Origin of the sequence: Streptomyces sp. NPDC127119 (assembly GCF_042677425.1) — a bacterium.
Lineage (GTDB): Bacteria > Actinomycetota > Actinomycetes > Streptomycetales > Streptomycetaceae > Streptomyces.
Genome location: NZ_JBHXTO010000044.1, coordinates 24,004 through 42,716, shown reverse-complemented (window position 1 = coordinate 42,716; position 18,713 = coordinate 24,004). Strand labels below are relative to the sequence as shown.

At 71.1% G+C, this 18,713-nt stretch carries 15 protein-coding genes and 1 pseudogene; 10 read left to right on the top strand and 6 right to left on the bottom strand.

Annotated features, from left to right (window positions below; all coding sequences use genetic code 11):
- Positions 1-86: 86 nt before the first annotated feature.
- Positions 87-1,745 (top strand): annotated as a pseudogene (locus ACFVH5_RS20475) (peptide-N4-asparagine amidase); the annotation flags it as partial.
- Between the two features lie 13 nt (positions 1,746-1,758).
- On the opposite strand, the gene ACFVH5_RS20470 reads toward ACFVH5_RS20475, so the two are convergent.
- The gene (locus tag ACFVH5_RS20470; RefSeq protein WP_385835065.1) at positions 1,759-3,291 is read right to left on the bottom strand and encodes a Gfo/Idh/MocA family protein; all 1,533 of its coding nucleotides are present in this window, start codon (positions 3,289-3,291) and stop codon (positions 1,759-1,761) included.
- A gap of 114 nt (positions 3,292-3,405) precedes the next feature.
- Positions 3,406-3,936, bottom strand: coding sequence for a MarR family winged helix-turn-helix transcriptional regulator (locus ACFVH5_RS20465; RefSeq protein WP_385835064.1), 531 nt, complete (start codon positions 3,934-3,936; stop codon positions 3,406-3,408).
- Positions 3,937-4,031: 95 nt separating this feature from the next.
- On the opposite strand from ACFVH5_RS20465, the gene ACFVH5_RS20460 reads away from it, so the two are divergent.
- Both ACFVH5_RS20460 and mltG read left to right on the top strand, forming a co-directional pair.
- Positions 4,032-5,831, top strand: coding sequence for an ABC transporter ATP-binding protein (locus tag ACFVH5_RS20460; RefSeq protein WP_385835063.1), 1,800 nt, complete (start codon positions 4,032-4,034; stop codon positions 5,829-5,831).
- A 43-nt stretch (positions 5,832-5,874) separates the two neighbouring features.
- Positions 5,875-6,720, top strand: a complete 846-nt coding sequence (gene mltG, locus ACFVH5_RS20455; protein ID WP_384811319.1) for an endolytic transglycosylase MltG — start codon at positions 5,875-5,877, stop codon at positions 6,718-6,720.
- 216 nt (positions 6,721-6,936) lie between these two features.
- On the opposite strand, the gene ACFVH5_RS20450 is transcribed toward mltG, so the two are convergent.
- The 3 genes from ACFVH5_RS20450 to ACFVH5_RS20440 all read right to left on the bottom strand — a co-directional run bounded on the left by ACFVH5_RS20450 (position 6,937) and on the right by ACFVH5_RS20440 (position 9,250).
- Positions 6,937-8,082, bottom strand: coding sequence for an NAD(P)-binding domain-containing protein (locus ACFVH5_RS20450; RefSeq protein ID WP_385835062.1), 1,146 nt, complete (start codon positions 8,080-8,082; stop codon positions 6,937-6,939).
- Positions 8,083-8,130: 48 nt separating this feature from the next.
- Entirely contained in the window at positions 8,131-8,982 is an 852-nt protein-coding gene (locus ACFVH5_RS20445) for an ABC transporter ATP-binding protein (protein WP_385835061.1), read from the bottom strand.
- 184 nt (positions 8,983-9,166) lie between these two features.
- Positions 9,167-9,250 carry a putative leader peptide gene (locus ACFVH5_RS20440; protein WP_366784861.1) on the bottom strand — a complete coding sequence of 28 codons (84 nt, stop codon included), beginning with the start codon at positions 9,248-9,250 and terminating at the stop codon, positions 9,167-9,169.
- Positions 9,251-9,389: 139 nt separating this feature from the next.
- Between ACFVH5_RS20440 and ACFVH5_RS20435 the strand changes: the two genes are divergently transcribed.
- From ACFVH5_RS20435 to pgm, 3 genes are all read left to right on the top strand, one after another.
- The gene (locus ACFVH5_RS20435; RefSeq protein ID WP_384811327.1) at positions 9,390-9,812 is read left to right on the top strand and encodes a secondary thiamine-phosphate synthase enzyme YjbQ; all 423 of its coding nucleotides are present in this window, start codon (positions 9,390-9,392) and stop codon (positions 9,810-9,812) included.
- 167 nt (positions 9,813-9,979) lie between these two features.
- The gene (locus ACFVH5_RS20430) at positions 9,980-10,639 is read left to right on the top strand and encodes a CHRD domain-containing protein (RefSeq protein ID WP_385835060.1); all 660 of its coding nucleotides are present in this window, start codon (positions 9,980-9,982) and stop codon (positions 10,637-10,639) included.
- A gap of 229 nt (positions 10,640-10,868) precedes the next feature.
- The gene (gene pgm, locus ACFVH5_RS20425; RefSeq protein WP_385835059.1) at positions 10,869-12,509 is read left to right on the top strand and encodes a phosphoglucomutase (alpha-D-glucose-1,6-bisphosphate-dependent); all 1,641 of its coding nucleotides are present in this window, start codon (positions 10,869-10,871) and stop codon (positions 12,507-12,509) included.
- Positions 12,510-12,580: 71 nt separating this feature from the next.
- Here pgm and ACFVH5_RS20420 read toward each other — a convergent pair whose 3' ends face one another.
- A complete protein-coding gene (locus ACFVH5_RS20420; RefSeq protein ID WP_385835058.1) occupies positions 12,581-13,291 on the bottom strand; it encodes a GntR family transcriptional regulator in 711 nt (236 codons plus the stop codon).
- A gap of 52 nt (positions 13,292-13,343) precedes the next feature.
- Here ACFVH5_RS20420 and manD point away from each other — a divergent pair, with 52 nt between their 5' ends.
- The 4 genes from manD (at position 13,344) to ACFVH5_RS20400 (ending at position 18,632) form a co-directional block, all read left to right on the top strand.
- Complete coding sequence (manD, locus tag ACFVH5_RS20415) at positions 13,344-14,600, top strand: D-mannonate dehydratase ManD (RefSeq protein WP_385835057.1); 1,257 nt, start codon at positions 13,344-13,346, stop codon at positions 14,598-14,600.
- Complete coding sequence (locus tag ACFVH5_RS20410) at positions 14,597-16,102, top strand: mannitol dehydrogenase family protein (RefSeq protein WP_385835056.1); 1,506 nt, start codon at positions 14,597-14,599, stop codon at positions 16,100-16,102. Before manD ends, ACFVH5_RS20410 begins: the two co-directional genes overlap by 4 nt.
- Before the next feature lie 86 nt (positions 16,103-16,188).
- Positions 16,189-17,583: an MFS transporter gene (locus ACFVH5_RS20405; protein ID WP_385835055.1), complete on the top strand. Its 1,395-nt coding sequence runs from the start codon at positions 16,189-16,191 to the stop codon at positions 17,581-17,583.
- Positions 17,580-18,632, top strand: a complete 1,053-nt coding sequence (locus ACFVH5_RS20400) for an L-idonate 5-dehydrogenase (protein WP_385835054.1) — start codon at positions 17,580-17,582, stop codon at positions 18,630-18,632. Before ACFVH5_RS20405 ends, ACFVH5_RS20400 begins: the two co-directional genes overlap by 4 nt.
- Positions 18,633-18,713: the final 81 nt, after the last annotated feature.

Here is an 18,713-nt window from a genome sequence, read left to right as displayed (position 1 = left end):
TCAGCGGCGGCTGGCGACGTACCCCAGGCCCGCCGTGCCCCGAGGCAGCATTGCGGGCCGGGCCGACTCCCCGTAGAACACCGCTCATGAGAAGACGGATCATCATGTCCATGCTCGCCGGGGCGACCCTCGTGGCGAGCACCCTCCTCGGAGCGGGCCCGGCCCAGGCCGCCCGGCCGACGGAAGCCCCGCCGACGCACTCCCCGACGGCCACCCAGCTCGCTGCCCCGCCCGCCGATCCGCCCGCCGAGTTCGGCAGCGACTGGCACGACCCGCTGACCGCCGCCCCGCCCGCCACCAGGCCCGCCGGCGCGTCCTGCGAAGTGACCGTCGCCGAGGCGCAGTTCCGCGACTTCACGCCGTACAAGGGCACGTACGCGCCCCCGCGCGGCTGCGGCGACCGCTGGAGCAAGGTCGTGCTGCGCCTCGACGGCAAGGTCAAGGGGCGCCAGTACGACCGGCTGGGGTATCTCCACATCGGCGGTGTCGAGGTCTTCCGCACGTCCACTCCGCAGCCCTCGCCCGACGGCATCGAGTGGTCGGTGGAGAAGGACGTCACGCGCTACAGCGACACGTTCCGCGGCGGTCACGACGTCGAGATGCTGATCGGGAACGTCGTCGACGACACCTACACGGGCGTCTTCGACGTCAAGGTGACCCTGACCTTCTACCCCGCCCCTCCCTTCGAGAAGTCGGCCGCGGGCAGAGCCACCGCGACCCCCGACCGCGTCCTCACCCTCCAGGACGGCACCCTCACCACGCCCCGCAACAGCGAACGCATCGTCGCCGAGGTGTACGCCACCGGGTCGGGCGGCGGCTGCGAGGAGTACTGGTATCTGACCGTGCCCGATGCCGCCCCGTACTCCTGCAAGGCGGACGGCGGCCCCTACCGCGAGGTGCAGATAGCGGTCGACGGCAAACTGGCGGGCATCGCCGCGCCGTTCCCCACCGTCTGGACCGGCGGTTGGTCCAACCCCTTCCTCTGGTACGTCGTCCCGGGCCCGCGCGCCTTCGACATCAAGCCCGTCGAGTACGACCTGACCCCGTTCGCGGGGCTGCTCAACGACGGCCGCCCGCACCGGATCGACGTCTCCGTGGTGGGCGTTCCCGAGGGACAGAGCGGCTGGAGCACCCCGGTGAACGTCCTCGTCTGGCAGGACGCGAAGAGCACGCACGTCACCGGGAAGCTCACCGCCCACAGGACCGGCGCCCTCACGAACTCCGCCACGTACACGCCCGGTTCCGAGCACCGGCTCGACACGGACGCCGGGCACCGGCTGACGGTGTCCGGGTACGTCGACACCTCGCACGGCCGTGTCGCGACCACGATCGACCGTGAGCTGGCCAGTACCTCCGTGCACCGCTGGACCGACGGCGAGAACACGGACGCGCTCGACGGGACCTGGACCGACGACGAGAAGGTCACCGTGGACGGGCGCGGGCCGGCCGTGACGACCCGTACGGACCGCACGTACACCATGGACGGCACCACGACGCTCGGCGCGGGCGACCGGCTGCGGACCGTGCTGTCCCTGGGGGACCGGGCATCCGTCGTGGAGACCCGCGGTGGCCGGCGCACCGCGTGGTCCCGGCTCGACGACAGCTACACGGGCGACGCGACCTACACCGCGAACGTGCCGCGCGACCAGCGGCACGCCGTCGCCACGACGAGCGAGCGCTACCGGCTGTCCGGCTCGGACGGGTGCTACGACCGGCGCCTGACGACCGTGCAGGGTGTGCTCACCGGCCGCGCGGACCTCACCCGTTCTGCCGAAGGCCGTCCTGAGGCTTCGGCGAGTCCATGCCCGGCCGCTTCTTCTTCCACAACCCGCGGGTGAAGTCCGGGATCGCCTGCGGTGCCCCGTGCGCCTTGATGGAGGCGTGGCTCAGTGGCACCGGAGCGGTCCAGGTGGCGGCGTCGTAGACGTCGAAGTCCGGTACCAGCCCGAGCCGGATGGACTGCATCAGCCGGAACAGCATGATGTAGTCCATCCCGCCGTGTCCGCCGGGCGGGTCGGAGTGCTCCTTCCACAGCCAGTGGTCCCACTCCGTGTACGCCGAGAAGTCGCCCCAGGCGTCGTCTGTGTGGTCCGGCTCTATATAGATCCGCTCCGGGTAGTCCTCGAACACACCCTTCGTGCCACCGAGGCTGTTGATCCGCGAGTAGGGATGTGGCGTCGACACATCGTGTTCGAGCCGGATCACCCGTCCCTTGGCGGTCTGTACGAGGCTGATGGTCCGGTCGCTCTCGATGTACGTCTCCTTCCAGCTCGGGTCGCCCGGCGGCATGTGCTCGGCGCGGTACTCGGCGAGGCCCAGCGAGGGTGTGCCGAAGCTGGAGATGTGGGTGACGCGGTCACCTCGGTTGACGTCCATGTAGTTGGCGACCGGGCCGAAGCCGTGGTTCGGGTAGAGGTCGCCGCGCAGCCGGGTGTGCCACAGCCGCCGCCAGGGACCTTCGTAGTAGTCCGGGTCGAACATCAGGCCGCGCAGATCGTGGTTGTAGGCCCCGGCGCCGTGCAGCAGCCGGCCGAACTTCCCCGCGTGCGCCATGCGCAGGACCCGCATCTCGTTGCGGCCGTAGCAGCAGTTCTCCAGTTGCATGCAGTGTCTGCGGGTGCGTTCGGAGAGGCCGACGAGTTCCCAGAGCTGGTCGAGCCGCATCGCGACCGGACACTCCACGCCGACGTGCTTGCCGTTCAGCATGGCCGTGCGCGCCATCTCGAAATGCAGGTCCCAGGGCGTCGCCACGTACACGAAGTCGAGGTCACCGCGCGCGCAGAGGTCGACGAAGTCGTGCTCGCCCTTCGTGTACGTCGCCGGGGCGGGCTGTCCCGCGGCCACCACCTTGGCCGCGGCTCTCGCGGTCTTGTCCTTGACCGGATCGCACAGTGCGACGACACGGACGCCGTCGAGGGCCAGGAACAGGTCGATCATGCCGCCGCCGCGGTTACCGAGCCCGATGATCCCGACCCGCACGGTCCCGCGCCCCTCGAACGGCACGCCGATCATGGTTCTGCCCTGCGCGGTGGGTGCGGCGGGTTCGCCGTCCGCGGTCGCGGCCACCGGTGTCCCGGACGCGGCGGCGTGCGCCGTGCCGCCACCCGCCGCGAGCGTACCGAGGCCCAGCCCCAGCCCGAGGCCCAGTCCCGTTCCGGTGACGCCCGCCGTGCGCAGTACCGAGCGCCGGGAGCGGCCCCCGCGATTCTCGTCGGCTTCGGCTTCGGCTTCCGCTGCGAGTTCCGCTTCTAGTTCGGCTTCGGATTCCGGTGTCGCGTTCTCGTCGTGCATCGGACCTCCTCGGTGGGGGGAGCGCGGGTTCACCGCGCTGTCACCCTCCTAGGGGGTCGGCCGGGGGACAAGGGACGGAAGTGGCCAGGGAGTTGGACTTTCCGCACCGGGCCGTCAGCAGTCGCGCCCCGCCCCTCGGGCAGTGGCGTCGGCAGCGGCATGGGCGGCGGCGTGGGCGTCGGCGGCGGTATCGCCCCCGTCGGCTGCGGCGGAAGTGCCGTCGACCAGGGTGTCCAGCAGCCCGCCCAGCACCGCGCGCTGCTCGTCCGAGAGGGGCGCCAGGATGTCCTCCGCGGCCTCCCGGCGTGCGCCGTGCAGCTCCCGCAGCACCCGCCCGCCGTCCTCCGTCAGCTCGATGCGGATGACGCGCCGGTTGGTGGGGTCCGGTACGCGCCGTACCTTGCCGCTCGCCTCCAGCCCGTCGACCAGGGTGGTGACGGCCCGCGGCACCACCTCGAGCCGCTCGGCCAGGTCGGCCATGCGCGGCGGTGAGCCGTAGTGGGCGAGGGTGCGCAGCAGCCGGGACTGGGCCGGGGTGATGCCGAGCCCCCGCGTCTGGAGATGGCGCTTCTGGATGCGGTGCACACGGCGGGTCAACCGCAGCAGCTGCTCGGCGAGCAGGCCGTCGGCGTCGGGGGTGTCCATGCCGGGAACAATATCAGGACCTAGTTCATTGTGAGTATAGGTAACAATGAGCTATGCTCCGTCAATCCTCTTCTTCTCACTTCCGTAGGAGCCCATTGCCCCGCGACGACATCACCTGGACGCCGCCACCCGTCGAGGCAGGACAGCCCCGGCAGGTGCGCCGCATCCTCGCACTCTTCCGTCCCTACCGCGGCCGGCTGGCCGTCGTCGGCCTGCTGGTCGGCGCGGCGTCCCTGGTCTCGGTCGCCACGCCCTTCCTGCTCAAGGAGATCCTCGACACCGCGATCCCGCAGGGTCGCACCGGCCTGCTGAGCCTGCTCGCGCTGGGCATGATCCTCAGTGCCGTGCTCGGCGGTGTCTTCGGTGTCCTGCAGACCCTGATCTCCACCACGGTCGGCCAGCGTGTCATGCACGACCTGCGCACGGCCGTCTACGACCGGCTGCAGCGCATGTCGCTCGCCTTCTTCACGAGGACGCGTACCGGCGAGGTCCAGTCGCGCATCGCGAACGACATCGGCGGGATGCAGGCGACGGTCACCTCGACCGCCACCTCCCTGGTCTCCAACCTCACCAGCGTCGTCGCCACGATCGTCGCGATGGTCGCCCTCGACTGGCGGCTGACCGTCGTCTCGCTGCTCCTGCTGCCGGTGTTCGTGTGGATCAGCCGCCGCGTCGGCAACGAACGCAAGAAGATCACCACCCAGCGCCAGAAGCAGATGGCGGTCATGGCCGCCACGGTCACCGAGTCGCTCTCCGTGAGCGGCATCGTGCTCGGGCGCACGATGGGCCGCTCCGACTCCCTCACCCGCTCCTTCGCGGAGGAGTCCGAGAGCCTTGTCGACCTGGAGGTGCGGTCGAGCATGGCCGGCCGCTGGCGGATGGCCGTCATCGGCATCGTCATGTCCGCCATGCCGGCCGTCATCTACTGGGCCGCGGGAATGGCCCTCCAGCTCGGCGGCCCCTCGGTCTCCATCGGCACCCTGGTGGCGTTCGTCTCGCTCCAGCAGGGACTGTTCCGTCCGGCCGTCAGCCTGCTGTCCACGGGCGTCCAGATCCAGGCCTCGCTCGCGCTGTTCCAGCGCATCTTCGAGTACCTCGACCTGCCCATCGACATCACCGAGTCCGAGCAGCCGGTCCACCTCGACCGGGTCAAGGGCGAAGTGCGCTTCGAAGGCGTCGAATTCCGGTACGACGACAAGAGCGGCCCGATCCTCGACGGCATCGACCTCACCGTGCCCGCAGGCACCAGCCTCGCCGTCGTCGGCCAGACCGGCGCCGGGAAGTCCACGCTCAGCCACCTCGTCCCGCGTCTGTACGACGTCACGGGCGGCCGCGTCACCCTCGACGGCGTGGACGTGCGCGACCTGGACTTCGACACCCTCGCGCGGGGGATAGGCGTCGTCTCGCAGGAGACGTACCTCTTCCACGCCACGGTCGCCGACAACCTGCGGTTCGCCAAGCCGGACGCCACCGACGAGGAACTGCGTGCCGCCGCGAAGGCCGCGCAGATCGACGACCACATCGCGTCCCTGCCCGACGGCTACGACACGGTGGTGGGGGAGCGCGGGCACCGGTTCTCCGGTGGTGAGAAGCAGCGCCTCGCCATCGCCCGCACCATCCTGCGGGACCCGCCGGTCCTGATCCTCGACGAGGCGACCAGCGCCCTGGACACCCGCACCGAGCGAGCCGTCCAGGAGGCCATCGACGCGCTGTCGGCCAATCGGACGACCATCACCATCGCGCACCGGCTGTCCACCATTAGGGGCGCCGACCAGATCGTGGTCCTCGACCGCGGGCACACCGCCGAACGGGGCACGCACGAGGAGCTGTTGGAGCGGGACGGGCGTTACGCCGCCCTGGTCCGCAGGGACGCCCAACTGGAGCCAACAAGATGAAGATATGTCGAGTTTAGGACGATATGCGGGTTAACGTGCCCGCATGCAGAACTACACTCCGCCCACTCCGCCACGGAGAACGATCCGACTGACGCGCCGGGGCCGGACCGCCCTCATCGCGACCGGCGCCGTCGTGGCGGTCACCGCCGTGGCGGTGCCGCTGCTGAGCACGGACGACAAGAAGGAACCCCAGGCCCTGGTGATCCCGGAGGGCTGGCGCACCGGCCAGGTCTACACGGCCATGGACAAGGCCCTCGCCCTGCCCGCGGGCTCCAGCAAGAAGTCCCTGGAGAAGGCCCGCCTCAAGCTGCCGAACGACGCGAGCGGCAACCCCGAGGGCTACCTCTTCCCCGCGACCTATCCCATCGACAAGAAGTCGACCCCGGTCTCCCTGCTCTCGTACATGGTCGACACGGCGAACAAGAAGTTCGGCGGGGGCACGGTCACGGCCGGGGCCGAGCGCAACGCGATGAACGTCTACCAGACCGTCACCGTCGCGAGCATCGTGCAGGCGGAGGCGGCCACCAAGGCGGACATGGGCAGGGTGGCCCGGGTGATCTACAACCGGCTCGACCGGGGCATGCCGCTGCAGATGGACTCCACCATCAACTACGCGCTCAACCGCAGCACCCTGCGGACCAGCGAGAACGACACACAGCTGGAGAGCCCGTACAACACGTACGCGCGGATGGGGCTGCCGCCGACGCCGATCGCGAATCCCGGTGAGGAGGCCATGCGTGCCGCGGTCGCGCCGACCCAGGGCGACTGGCTGTACTTCGTCACGGTCAAGCCGGGCGACACACGCTTCACGGCCGACTACGAGGCGCACAAGAGGAACGTCGCCGAGTTCAACCGTGCGCACAAGGGCGCCTCGGCGTCATCGGGCTGAGCCGGGCCGCGACCACGGCGTGGTAGGTGCTCACGGGGCCCGCCGCGCCCCTCCGGGGGCGCGGGAAGTCGTCGCGGGACCGCTCACGTCGTCGCACGGACGGAGCCGACCCATGAACAGGCCGACTCATGTACGCGGCCGACCCATGAACAGGCCGACTCAGTCGCGCGGCCGACCCGTGTACGCGGTCTGCCCACGTACGCATCCTGCGGCGGGTCAGCCGGTGGCTTCCACCGCGACGGGGCCGGCCGGGGCGTCCGCCAGCAGCCGCCTGATGTCCCGGACCGCCGCCCGCCCGGCACGGTTGGCGCCGATGGTGCTCGCCGACGGCCCGTACCCGACCAGATGGATCCGTGGATCGACGGCCGCCCGGGTCCCTTCGATACGGATGCCTCCGCCGGGCTCACGCAGCCGCAGCGGGGCCAGATGCTCGACCGCAGCGCGGAAACCGGTCGCCCACAGAATGACGTCCGCGGCCACGTGCCGTCCGTCGTCCCACTCCACGCCGTCCGGGGTGATCCGGTCGAACATCGGGAGTCGGTCCAGGACCCCGTCCGCGAGTCCCTGCCGGATCGCGTCGTTGAGCGGCAGCCCGGTCACCGAGACGACACTCCTCGGGGGCAGCCCCTGACGGACCCGCTCCTCCACCATGGCGACCGCCTCCCGGCCCACGTCCTCGCTGAACGGCCCCTCCCGGAAGACCGGCGGCCGTCGCGTCACCCAGGTGGTCCCGACCGCGTACGGGGCGATCTCCAGCAGATGCTGCGTACCGGACGCGCCCCCGCCCACCACGACGACGCGCTGCCCGGCGAAGTCCTGCGGGCCGGCGTACTGGGCGGTGTGCAGCTGCCGCCCCCGGAAGGTCTCCTGGCCGGGATAGCGCGGCCAGAACGGCCGGTCCCAGGTGCCCGTCGCGTTGATCAGCGCCCGCGTGGACCACGTACCGTCCGACGTCTCGACGAGGAGCCGGCCCGCGTCGCCCTCGCGTACGGCCTTTACGTCGACCGGCCGCCGTACGCGCAGGTCGAAGGCGTGCTCGTAGGCGTCGAAGTACTCGGCGACGACCTCGGAGGACGGCCGGTCGGGATCCGCGTCCGTCAGTTCCATGCCGGGCAGCGCGTGCATGCCGTGCACCTTGCCGTACGTCAGGGACGGCCACCGGAACTGCCAGGCGCCGCCCGGCCGCGGCGCGTGGTCCAGGACCACGAAGTCCCGCTCAGGCTTGAAGCCGGTGCGCCGCAGGTGGTAGGCGCTGGACAGACCGGCCTGGCCGGCGCCCACGACGACGACATCGACTTCCCGTACCTGGTCCTGAACCTGGTCCTGAACCTGGTCCCGTACCTGCGCTCCGGTGTTGTTCACGCTTCTACCAACTGTGCGGGCGGCGCGGATCTTCCCGGGCGGGCCGGTTCAGGCGGCCGGTTCGGTGTCCAGGCGCTCCAGCAGTCCGGCGCACAGCTCGGCGAACCTCGGATCGGTGCGGTCGCGCGGCCGGTCCAGCTCGACCGGGATCTCGTACGCGATGACGCCCGCGTCCATCACGAGGACACGGTCGGCGAGCGACACCGCCTCCTCCACGTCGGACGTGGCCAGCAGGACGGCACAGCCGTGCCGCTGCCACAGTTCGCCGACGAGCCGCTGTGCCCCGGCCCGGGCGGGCGCGTCCAGGGCGCCGAACGGCTCGTCCAGCAGCAGGAGATCGGGGTCGCCCGCCAACGCGCGCTCCAGCGGCACGCGTTGGACCTCGTCGCCGGAGGGCGCTCCGGGACGGGAACCGGCACGGCTGGGGAGACCGACCTCGGTCGCCGTCCGTTCGGCGGCGGCGCCTCGGCGTCTGCCGGGTCGTCCGAGCAGTACCGTGCGGCACACCTTTCTCCACGGCGTCAGCGGAGGCGCCTGGGAGGCGACGACCTTGCGGCGCGGTACGAACACGGTGCCCTCGATGGCACGGTCGAGCCCGGCGAGGATGCGCAACAGGGTGGACTTGCCGCAACCGCTTCGGCCCAGGAGCACCACGAACTCGCCGGGGCCGATCGAGAGTTGAAGGCCGTCGATGACCGCCCGGCCGTCGAAGGCGCGGGTCAGTCCTTCCACGCGTACTGCCGGGACGGATGTCGTCGCCCTGTGCTTCCGGTCGCCTGTCCATGCGCTGCCGGAGCCGGAGCCGGAGCCGGAGTCGGAGTCGGAGTCGGAGTCGGAGTCGGAGTCGGAGTCGGCGGAAGCCTGTTGCGGGCCCACCGCCCGGTGAACGTCGGTCGCCATCGCGGCACCAGCCTTTCGAGAGGAACCGAGGAATCGAGGAACCGAGGCTCCAGGGGGAGCGCGCCCGGACCGTCAGGGGCGGTGGGACCGCGCTTCAGCGGACCGGCTTCCGGCCCAGGTCAGGCGGGCGCAGGGAAGCGGAGGCGCGCTGTGGCGCGGCGGGGGGAAAGCGGGTGGGAAGGCGTCAGCGGCCGGTGCGACACGCGGCAGAGGCCACCCGCAGCAGGTCGATGTGACCGCGCGTGGTGAGCAGAGCTGAACGCAACATGCCGCCGAACGTAGCCAGCTCGGTCGCTCACGGTCAATGGCGTCTTGCGGAGTAAGCATCCCGTCTCAAGGGCCGGTCGGCGGAGGCGTCATGGGTGTGGAGCCCTGCCCATGGGTGCGGAATGGGTGAGGATTGGTTCATGTCCGATGCCTTCACCACCCGTGTCCTGAACATCTCCTCCGGCTCCACGGAAGCGGTCGTCGACCTCACCCGTGAGTGCGAGGCCTTCCTGCGGGAGGCGGCGGGCGGCCGTGACGGCCTGCTCAATGTCTTCGTGCCCCACGCCACCGCCGGCGTGGCCGTCCTGGAGACGGGAGCGGGCAGCGACGAGGACCTGCTCGCCGCCCTCCACACCCTGCTCCCCGCGGACGACCGCTGGCAGCACCGTCACGGGAGCCCCGGGCACGGCCGCGACCACGTCCTCCCGGCGCTCGTCCCCCCGCACGCCACACTGCCGGTACTGGCCGGGCGGCTGGAACTGGGGACGTGGCAGTCGGTGTGCCTGGTCGACACCAACAAGGACAACCCCGACCGCACGGTCCGGCTGAGCTTCCTGGGATGAGATTCCCGGCGCGCCCAGTGTCAGGGTCGCGTCGCGAGTGATCGCGGCCCGTCTCAGAAGTGTCTCAGGGCTGTCATGGCGTGAGCTGTGCCGTGAGGGCATTCCGTGTTGTGGGTGACGGACCGCGAAACAGCCGCGGTCGCAGCACGGGGAAGGGCACAACTGCCATGAAGAGCAAGCGCTTTGCGATGATCGCCGTATCCGCTGTCACGGGTGCGCTTCTGCTGACCGCCTGCAACGGGGAGGACAGCGTGAACGGCGCCGACCCCGCCGGGAGCGCCGAGGCCAGTGCCCCGGCCACCGGTGGGCACGCCTCGTCCGGTACGGAGCACGGCGGAGCGCAGGGCGTCGGCAAGTGGGAGAAGAACGCGGAGGACGCGACCTTCTTCGGTTCGGTGATGACCGGTGCAGACGAGGTCCCCGTCGAGGGCGGTCCCGCGGTGGGGGACAAGGACGGGCACGCGCTCGCCCTGATGCGGATCCAGGGCGACCAGGTGTCCTACGCGTTCACCTTCAGCGGGGTCCAGACGCCGACCCTGGGCCACCTCCACAAGGGTGTCAAGGGGGTCAACGGCGATGTGAAGATCCCCTTCTTCACGAAGAAGCTGGAGGACGGCAAGAAGTTCGTCTTCGGCACGGTCACCGTCGACGACAAGGACTTGCTGGCGGGCATCAAGGCCAACCCCGGGAACTGGTACTTCAACCTCCACACCGCTGAGTTCCCGGGCGGGGCCGTCCGCGGCCAGGCCTACAAGCTCCCTTCCGGTGTCGACGTTCCCGACACCATGAACGAGGACACCCTCACCGCTGTCATCAAGGACGCATAGTCGTTCGGAGGCGAGGGCCTGGGGTGGTTCGGGAGCGAGAGCCCGGGAGCCTTTCGGGGCCCCGGGCCCTCGCCGACCGCGCGCGGAGGGCGCCCACGCCGCGCCGCACGCGAGGGGTGTCGGTATCGCGCCGCGCGCGGTGTGCGTCCCCGATGGCCGGGCAGGGGAGAATGGGGCGGTACGCAACGGACCCAATGGTCGACCTTGCTGATGGCTTAAGGAGCGGGACATGCAGGACGCGCGAGCAGGGCAGGTCGCCGGACCCGGTGACCTCGTCGATGTGGCCCGCCTGGTCACGGCGTACTACGCGCTGCACCCCGACCCGGCCGAGCCCGGGCAGCGGGTCGCGTTCGGGACCTCGGGGCACCGCGGCTCGTCGCTCGCGACGGCGTTCAACGAGGACCACATCGCGGCCACCAGCCAGGCCATCTGCGAGTACCGCACCGCACAGGGCACCGACGGCCCCCTCTTCCTGGGCGCCGACACCCACGCCCTGTCCGAGCCCGCGCGGGTCACGGCCCTTGAGGTGTTCGCCGCCAACGACGTGAGCGTCCTCATCGACCAGGGCGACGGCTACACGCCCACCCCGGCCGTCTCGCACGCCATCCTCACCCACAACCGGGGCCGCACCTCCGGCCTCGCCGACGGTGTGGTGGTCACCCCCTCGCACAACCCGCCCGCCGACGGCGGCTTCAAGTACAACCCCCCGAACGGCGGACCGGCCGGCTCCGAGGCGACCTCCTGGATCCAGGACCGCGCCAACGAGATCATCTCCGCGGGCATGAAGGACGTACGCCGCATCCCCTGCACCCGCGCCCTGGCCGCACCCGGCACCGGCCGGTACGACTTCCTCGGCACCTATGTCGCCGACCTGCCGAACGTGCTGGACCTGGACGCGATCCGGGCCGCCGGCGTGCGCATCGGCGCCGATCCGCTGGGCGGCGCCTCGGTCGCCTACTGGGGCCGGATCGCCGAGCAGCACCGGCTCGACCTGACAGTGGTCAACCCGCTCGCCGACCCCACCTGGCGTTTCATGACGCTGGACTGGGACGGCAAGATCCGGATGGACTGCTCCTCGCCGTACGCCATGGCCTCGCTCATCGAGCAGCGCGACCGGTTCGACATCGCCACCGGCAACGACGCCGACGCCGACCGGCACGGCATCGTCACCCCGGACGGCGGTCTGCTCAACCCCAACCACTACCTGGCCGTGGCGATCTCCTATCTGTTCTCGCACCGCAAGGAGTGGCCCGCCGAGGCAGGGATCGGCAAGACCCTCGTGTCGTCCGGGATGATCGACCGGGTCGCGGCGGACGTCGGCCGGACACTGGTCGAGGTCCCGGTCGGCTTCAAGTGGTTCGTGGACGGCCTGTCCGACGGGACGCTCGGCTTCGGCGGTGAGGAATCGGCGGGCGCGTCCTTCCTGCGCCGCGACGGCTCGGTGTGGACCACCGACAAGGACGGCATCATCCTGGCCCTGCTCGCCTCCGAGATCACGGCCGTCACCGGCGAGACACCCTCCCAGCACTACGCGCGGCTCACCGAGCGTTTCGGTGCCCCCGCCTACGCGCGCATCGACGCCCCGGCCTCCCGCGAGGAGAAGGCGCTGCTCGCGAAGCTGTCCCCGCGCCAGGTCACCGCCGACACCCTCGCGGGCGAGCCGGTCACCTCGGTCCTCACCGAGGCACCCGGCAACGGCGCCGCCCTCGGCGGGGTCAAGGTGTCCACCGCCAACGCCTGGTTCGCGGCCCGCCCTTCGGGCACCGAGGACGTCTACAAGATCTACGCGGAGTCCTTCTCGGGCCCGGACCACCTGAAGCAGATCCAGGAGGAGGCCAAGGCCATGGTGCTCGCGGCCCTGAACACCTGACACCTGGCACCCCACACCTGGCATCTGACACCTGCTCGGGCTCCCGCTGCCCGACTTCCAGTGGTGCGCGCTCACTCCCACACCACGATGTTCCGCCGTACCGGCACCGACGTCGCGTCCGTGGCGAACAGTTCGGGGGAGTGGGCGCGGATGCGCTCGATGTCGTCGAAGACGGCTCGCAGGTGCGTGCGCATGGCCGTGCGGGCGAGCGGGACGTCCCCGCCGACGATCGCGTCGAAGATCTCGCGGTGCTGGGCGACGAACACGGCCGGTGACACGTTCTCGTGGAGGCCGAGCCGGCGGGCCCGGTCCAGATGGCCCTTGGCGGCGGCGACGGTCGTCCAGACGTTCCCGTGTCCGCTCAGCCGCATCAGGCCCTGGTGGAACGCCTCGTCCAGATCGAAGAACTCCTCCAGGCCGAGGTCCGCCCGCCGCTGCCGGCCGAGGTTGTCCCGCAGTTCCTCGACGACCGCGGGGTCGAGCTCCGCGGGCAGATCGTCCAGCGAGGCGAGTTCCACCGCCTCCCGCAGGAACTGCGCGTCGGCGACCTGTCCCGGGTCGACCCGGGACACGAACGATCCGATCTTGGGGAAGACCTGCACCAGGCCCTCCTGGGCCAGCAGGATCAGGCTCTCCCGCACCGGCGTGCGGCTGACGCCCATCGACGCGGCGAGTTCGTTCTCCGAGAGGGCCGCGCCCGGAGCGAGTTCGAGGGTCAGGACCATCTGGCGCAGTTTCAGATAGATGTCGCGCCGGTTCGTCCGCCCGTTCGTTTGAGCCATGGGCCCATCGTACGTAGAACTGCGGCACAAGTATTGCCGTACTGCGATACGGATGCTTGTATACAAGTACTTCGCGACCGATCGCGACCAAGGAGTGCCTGTGAGCAGCATCGAGAACGTCGAGGTCTTCGTCGCCTCCCCCGGCCGGACCTTCGTCACGCTCCGGATCACCACCACGGACGGGGTGACCGGCCTCGGCGACGCCACGCTCAACGGCCGGGAACTGGCCGTCGCCAGCTATCTCCGCGACCACGTGGTCCCGCTGCTGATCGGCAAGGACCCGTCCCGTATCGAGGACATGTGGCAGTACCTCTACAAGGGCGCCTACTGGCGGCGCGGGCCCGTCACGATGACCGCGATCGCCGCCGTGGACACCGCCCTGTGGGACATCCTGGGCAAGACCGCGGGTCTGCCCGTCCACAAGCTCCTCGGCGGCCGGTCGCGCGACGGCGTACTCGTCTACTCGCACGCCAGCGGCACCGACGTGCCCTCGCTCCTCGACGACGTCCAGCGCTATCTGGAACTCGGCTACAAGGCCGTACGCGCCCAGTGCGCCGTGCCCGATGTCGGGGGCACGTACGGGGTGCGCAAGGGGAAGGTCTACGAGCCCGCCGCGACCGAGCTGCCCGACGAACAGCCCTGGGACACCGAGGCCTATCTCGACTTCGCGCCCAGGTACCTGGAAGCGGTGCGGGAGCGCTTCGGCTTCGGCTTCCACCTCCTGCACGACGTGCACCACCGGCTCACCCCGAACGAGGCCGCCCGGTTCGGCAGGAGCGTCGAGCCCTCCCGGCTGTTCTGGATGGAGGACCCGACCCCGGCCGAGAACCAGGAGTCCTTCCGGCTGATCCGGCAGCACACCACGACACCCATCGCGGTCGGCGAGGTGATGAACTCGATCTGGGACGTCCAGCACCTCATCACCGAGCAGCTCATCGACTACGTGCGCACCACCGTCGTCCACGCGGGCGGCATCACGCATCTGCGCCGGATCTTCGACCTCGCCGCGCTCCATCAGGTACGGACCGGCTCCCACGGGGCGACCGACCTCTCGCCCGTGAGCATGGCCGCCGCCGTGCACCTCGACGTCGCCGTGCCGAACTTCGGCATCCAGGAGCACATGGGCCACCCCGACGAGACCGCCGAGGTGTTCCGCACGGGGGTGACGTTCGCCGACGGCATGCTGTACCCCTCCGACGAGCCCGGCCTCGGCGTCGAGTACGACGAGAAGGCGGCCGAGCGCTTCCCCTACCAGCGGCGTTACCTCCCGGTCGCCCGCCGGCTCGACGGGTCGGTGCACGACTGGTGAGCGCCGACGACCAGTTGAGCCGCACGGCACTGCCCCGGCTCGCGCCCGGACTGCGGCCCGCCGTCGACCCGGCCGAACTGCGCACCCGTGTCGTCCACTTCGGTCTCGGCGCCTTCCACCGGGCCCACCAGGCCGTGTACACCGAACAGGCCGCCGCCCGCTCCGGTGAACCCTGGGGCATCACCGCGGTCGCGCCCCGCTCGGCCGACACAGTGCGCGCCCTGCGGGACCAGGACTGTCTGTACTCGCTCACCGAACGCCGTCCGGACGGACACCGCACACGCGTCGTGGGCTCGGTCGTCGGCGCGCTGGCCATGGGACCCGACGCCGGGGCCGTCGACGCCCTGCTCGCCGACCCCGAGGTGACGGTCGTGACGCTGACCGTGACGGAGAAGGGCTATCACCGAGCGGCGGCGACCGGCGGTCTCGACCTCACGGCCGGGCCCGTCGCCGCCGACCTCGCGGCCGGTCCCGACGGGCCGCTCACCACGGTCGTCGGGCGGCTCGCCACCGGCCTCGCCGCCCGGATGCGGGCCGGTGCGCCCCCGGTCGCCGTCGTGTCCTGCGACAACATGGCGGGCAACGGCGCCGCACTGGCCCGGGTCGTCCACGACTTCGTCCGCGCGTCGGCCTGGCCCGACCGCTCGGAGATCCTGGACCGGATGGCCGTCGCCGTCGCCTTCCCCGCGACCGTCGTGGACCGGATCGTGCCCGCCACCGGCGAAGCCGACCTGGCGACGGCCGCCGCCGCGCTCGGCGTTCGGGACGCGCTCGCCGTGACGGGTGAGCCGTACCGCCAGTGGGTCCTTGAGGACTCCTTCGACGCTCCCCGGCCGCCGTGGGAGCTCGACGGAGCCCTGTTCGTCCCGGACGTGGCGCCCTACCAGCTCACCAAACTGCGGCTGCTGAACGGCTCCCACTCCGCCCTCGCCCACCTCGGCCTGGCCGCCGGACTCACCACGATCGCCGACACCATGGCGACGGACTGGGGCGAACGTCTCGTACGGGCGCTGTGCGCGGAGGTCGCACCCACGCTCCCCGCGGGCGGCCCGGACCCCGTCGCGTACGCCGACGACCTCGTCGTACGTTTCCGCAATCCCGCCATGCGCCATCTGCTGCGGCAGATCGGCTCCGACGGATCGCTGAAGGTCACGGAACGCTGGCTGCCCGCGCTGAGGGAACTGCGCGCCCGGACCGCGACCGCCCCGGGCGGCCGGGTGACCCCGGTGCTCGAACTCGCCCTCGCCGGCTGGGCGCACGGCACCCGCCGGGCCGCCGCGGACGCCTCCACCGGTACCGGTGACACCCCCCGCTCCAGTGCCCCCTCGGATCCCGCCGCCGAAGCGCTCGCCGCCTGCTGGGCGCCCGCGACCCGCCCCGCCGAGACCGTACGCGCACTGCTGCGCGTCCTCGGCGCCACGGATCTGGCGGACGACGACTCCCTCACGTCGGCCGTCGCGGACCGGCTCCCCGCCCTGGCCGCCGGACGCGTCGAGATCTGACCGCGAAGTCCCACGTACCGCCCCCGTACGTGTTCCCCGCCCCCCGTCCCCAACAGCTTCCTCGGTTACGAACAACGGAGTTCACGATGAAGGACAGCGTCATAGCCGCTCAGCAGACGCCTTCCGCCCAGCGCAGCACCCGCGATCTCACCCGCGCCGCCGTCTCGGGCTGGCTCGGTACGGCCATGGAGTTCATGGACTTCCAGCTCTACTCGCTGGCCGCCGCGATCGTCTTCAACAAGATCTTCTTCCCGGACGTCAGCCCGGCCATCGGACTCATCGCCGCGATGGCCACGTACGGCGTCGGATACGTGGCCCGGCTCGCCGGAGCCGTCTACTTCGGGCGGATGGGCGACCGGCTCGGCCGCAAGAAGGTCCTGTACATCACCATCCTGCTGATGGGTGCCTCCACCACCCTGATCGGCGCCCTGCCCACGTACGCCACCATCGGCATCCTCGCGCCGATCCTGCTCGTCGCCCTGCGGCTGGTGCAGGGGTTCGGCGCGGGCGCCGAGATCGCCGGGGCCACCGTCATGCTGGCCGAGTACGCGCCCGTCAAGCGGCGCGGCCTGATCTCCTCGCTGGTGTCGCTCGGCACGAACTCCGGGACGCTCGCCGCGTCGGGCCTGTGGGCCATCCTGCTCGCCGTGCTCAGCGAGGATCAACTGCTCTCCTGGGGCTGGCGGTTGCCCTTCCTGCTGAGCTTCGGCCTGATGATCTTCGCGGTCTGGGTGCGGCGCAGCCTCAAGGAGAGCCCGGTCTTCGAGGAGCGACCCGATGTCGTCGACGGTGTGGCGCTGGCGCGTGACGAGGTCGAGTCCGTCATCGCCACGGCCGACGAGCAGCAGGGCAGTGTCCTGGCGGCGGGCATCCGGCAGCGCAAGGGCAAGGCGTTCTTCCTCGCGCTGGGCCTGCGCTTCGGCCAGGCGGGCAACTCCGGTCTGATGCAGACGTTCCTCGTCGGCTACATCGCCACCAACCTCGCGGTCGGCCGGTCCGTACCGACGGACGCCATTGTGTACGGCTCGCTGGCGGGCTTCGCCACCGTGCCGCTGATCGGTCTGCTGGGCGACCGCTTCGGACGCCGTTCGATCTACCTCGCGCTCTCCGCCCTGACCGTCGTCCTCGCCTTCCCTGTGATGCTCCTCATCACCTCCGGATCGACCCCGGGCGTGATGCTCGGCATGGTCCTCGGTCTGAACGTCGGAGTCCTCGGACTGTTCTCGCTCGAAAGCGTCACGATGGCCGAACTCTTCGGCTCCCGCACCCGGTTCACCCAGCTCGCGCTCTCTAAGGAGATCGGCGGCATCCTCGCCACCGCGATCGGCCCGGTCCTCGCGGCCACGCTCACCGCCGTCACCGACAGCTGGTGGCCCATCGCCGCCATGCTCATCGTCTACTCGCTCATCACCTTCGTCAGCGCGTACCTCGCCCCCGAGACACGCGGACGCGACCTGGTCCGGCTGGAGGACGCCGTATGAAGACGATCACCCCCCGCATGAGGGCGGTCGTGGTGCACGGCCCCGACGACGTACGCGTCGACGAGCGGGCCCGGCCCGTACCCGGCGCGGGCGAGGTGCTGCTGGCCGTGGAGTGGGGCGGGATCTGCGGATCCGACATCGCGTACTGGAAGAAGGGCGCGTCCGGCACCGCATCGCTCGCCCATCCGCTGGTGCTCGGGCACGAGTTCGCCGGCCGGATCGCCGCACTCGGCGACGCAGTCACCGGACTCGGCGTGGGACAGGCGGTCACCGTCCACCCGGCCCGCCTCGTCGGCGACGGCGTCCTGCCCGAACGGCTCGCCGGACGGACGAACCTCTACCCGCGCGTCCGCTACTTCGGCTCGGCCGCCTTCGACCCGCACACCGACGGCGGCTTCAGCGAGTACCGCACGGTCGACGCGGCCCAGATCCGGCCGCTGCCGGCCGGCGTCAGCACCGAACAGGGCGCCCTCGCCGAGCCGTTGGCCGTCGCGCTGCACGCCGTCGGCCGGGTCCCGGAACTGCGCGGCCGTACGGTCCTGGTCAACGGCTGCGGTCCGATCGGCTCGCTGGTCGTCGCCGCGGCCCGCTACCGCGGTGCGGGCCGGGTGATCGCCGCGGACCTGTCGGCGTCCTCGCTCGCCGTGGCCCGCGCCATGGGCGCCGACGAGACACGCGACCTCTCCGCAGGCGAGGTGCTGCCCGAGGACGTGGACGTGGTCTTCGAGGCGTCCGGTGCCCCGGCCGCGCTCGGCCCGGTGCTGAGGGCCACCGCCCGCGGCGGCACCCTCGTCCAGGTCGGCAACCTGCCCGGTACGGCCGTGGCGGCGGCCCTCGGCGACCTGGTGACCCGCGAGATCACCTGGATCGGTTCGTACCGCTTCGTCGAGGAGATCGACGACGCGCTGCGCGCACTCGCGGACGGGCTGGACGTGACTCCGCTGATCACCCACCGCTTCCCGCTGGAACGGGCCGAGGAGGCGCTCACCGTCGCCGCCGACCCGGGCAGCGGAAGCAGCAAGGTCATGCTGCGGCTGAGCTCCGCCTGAGCCGCTGAGGCGCTGAGCCGCCCAACCGCTGAACCGCAAAACCGCTGCCTCGCTCGAACCGCCAACCATGGGCGCCGTACG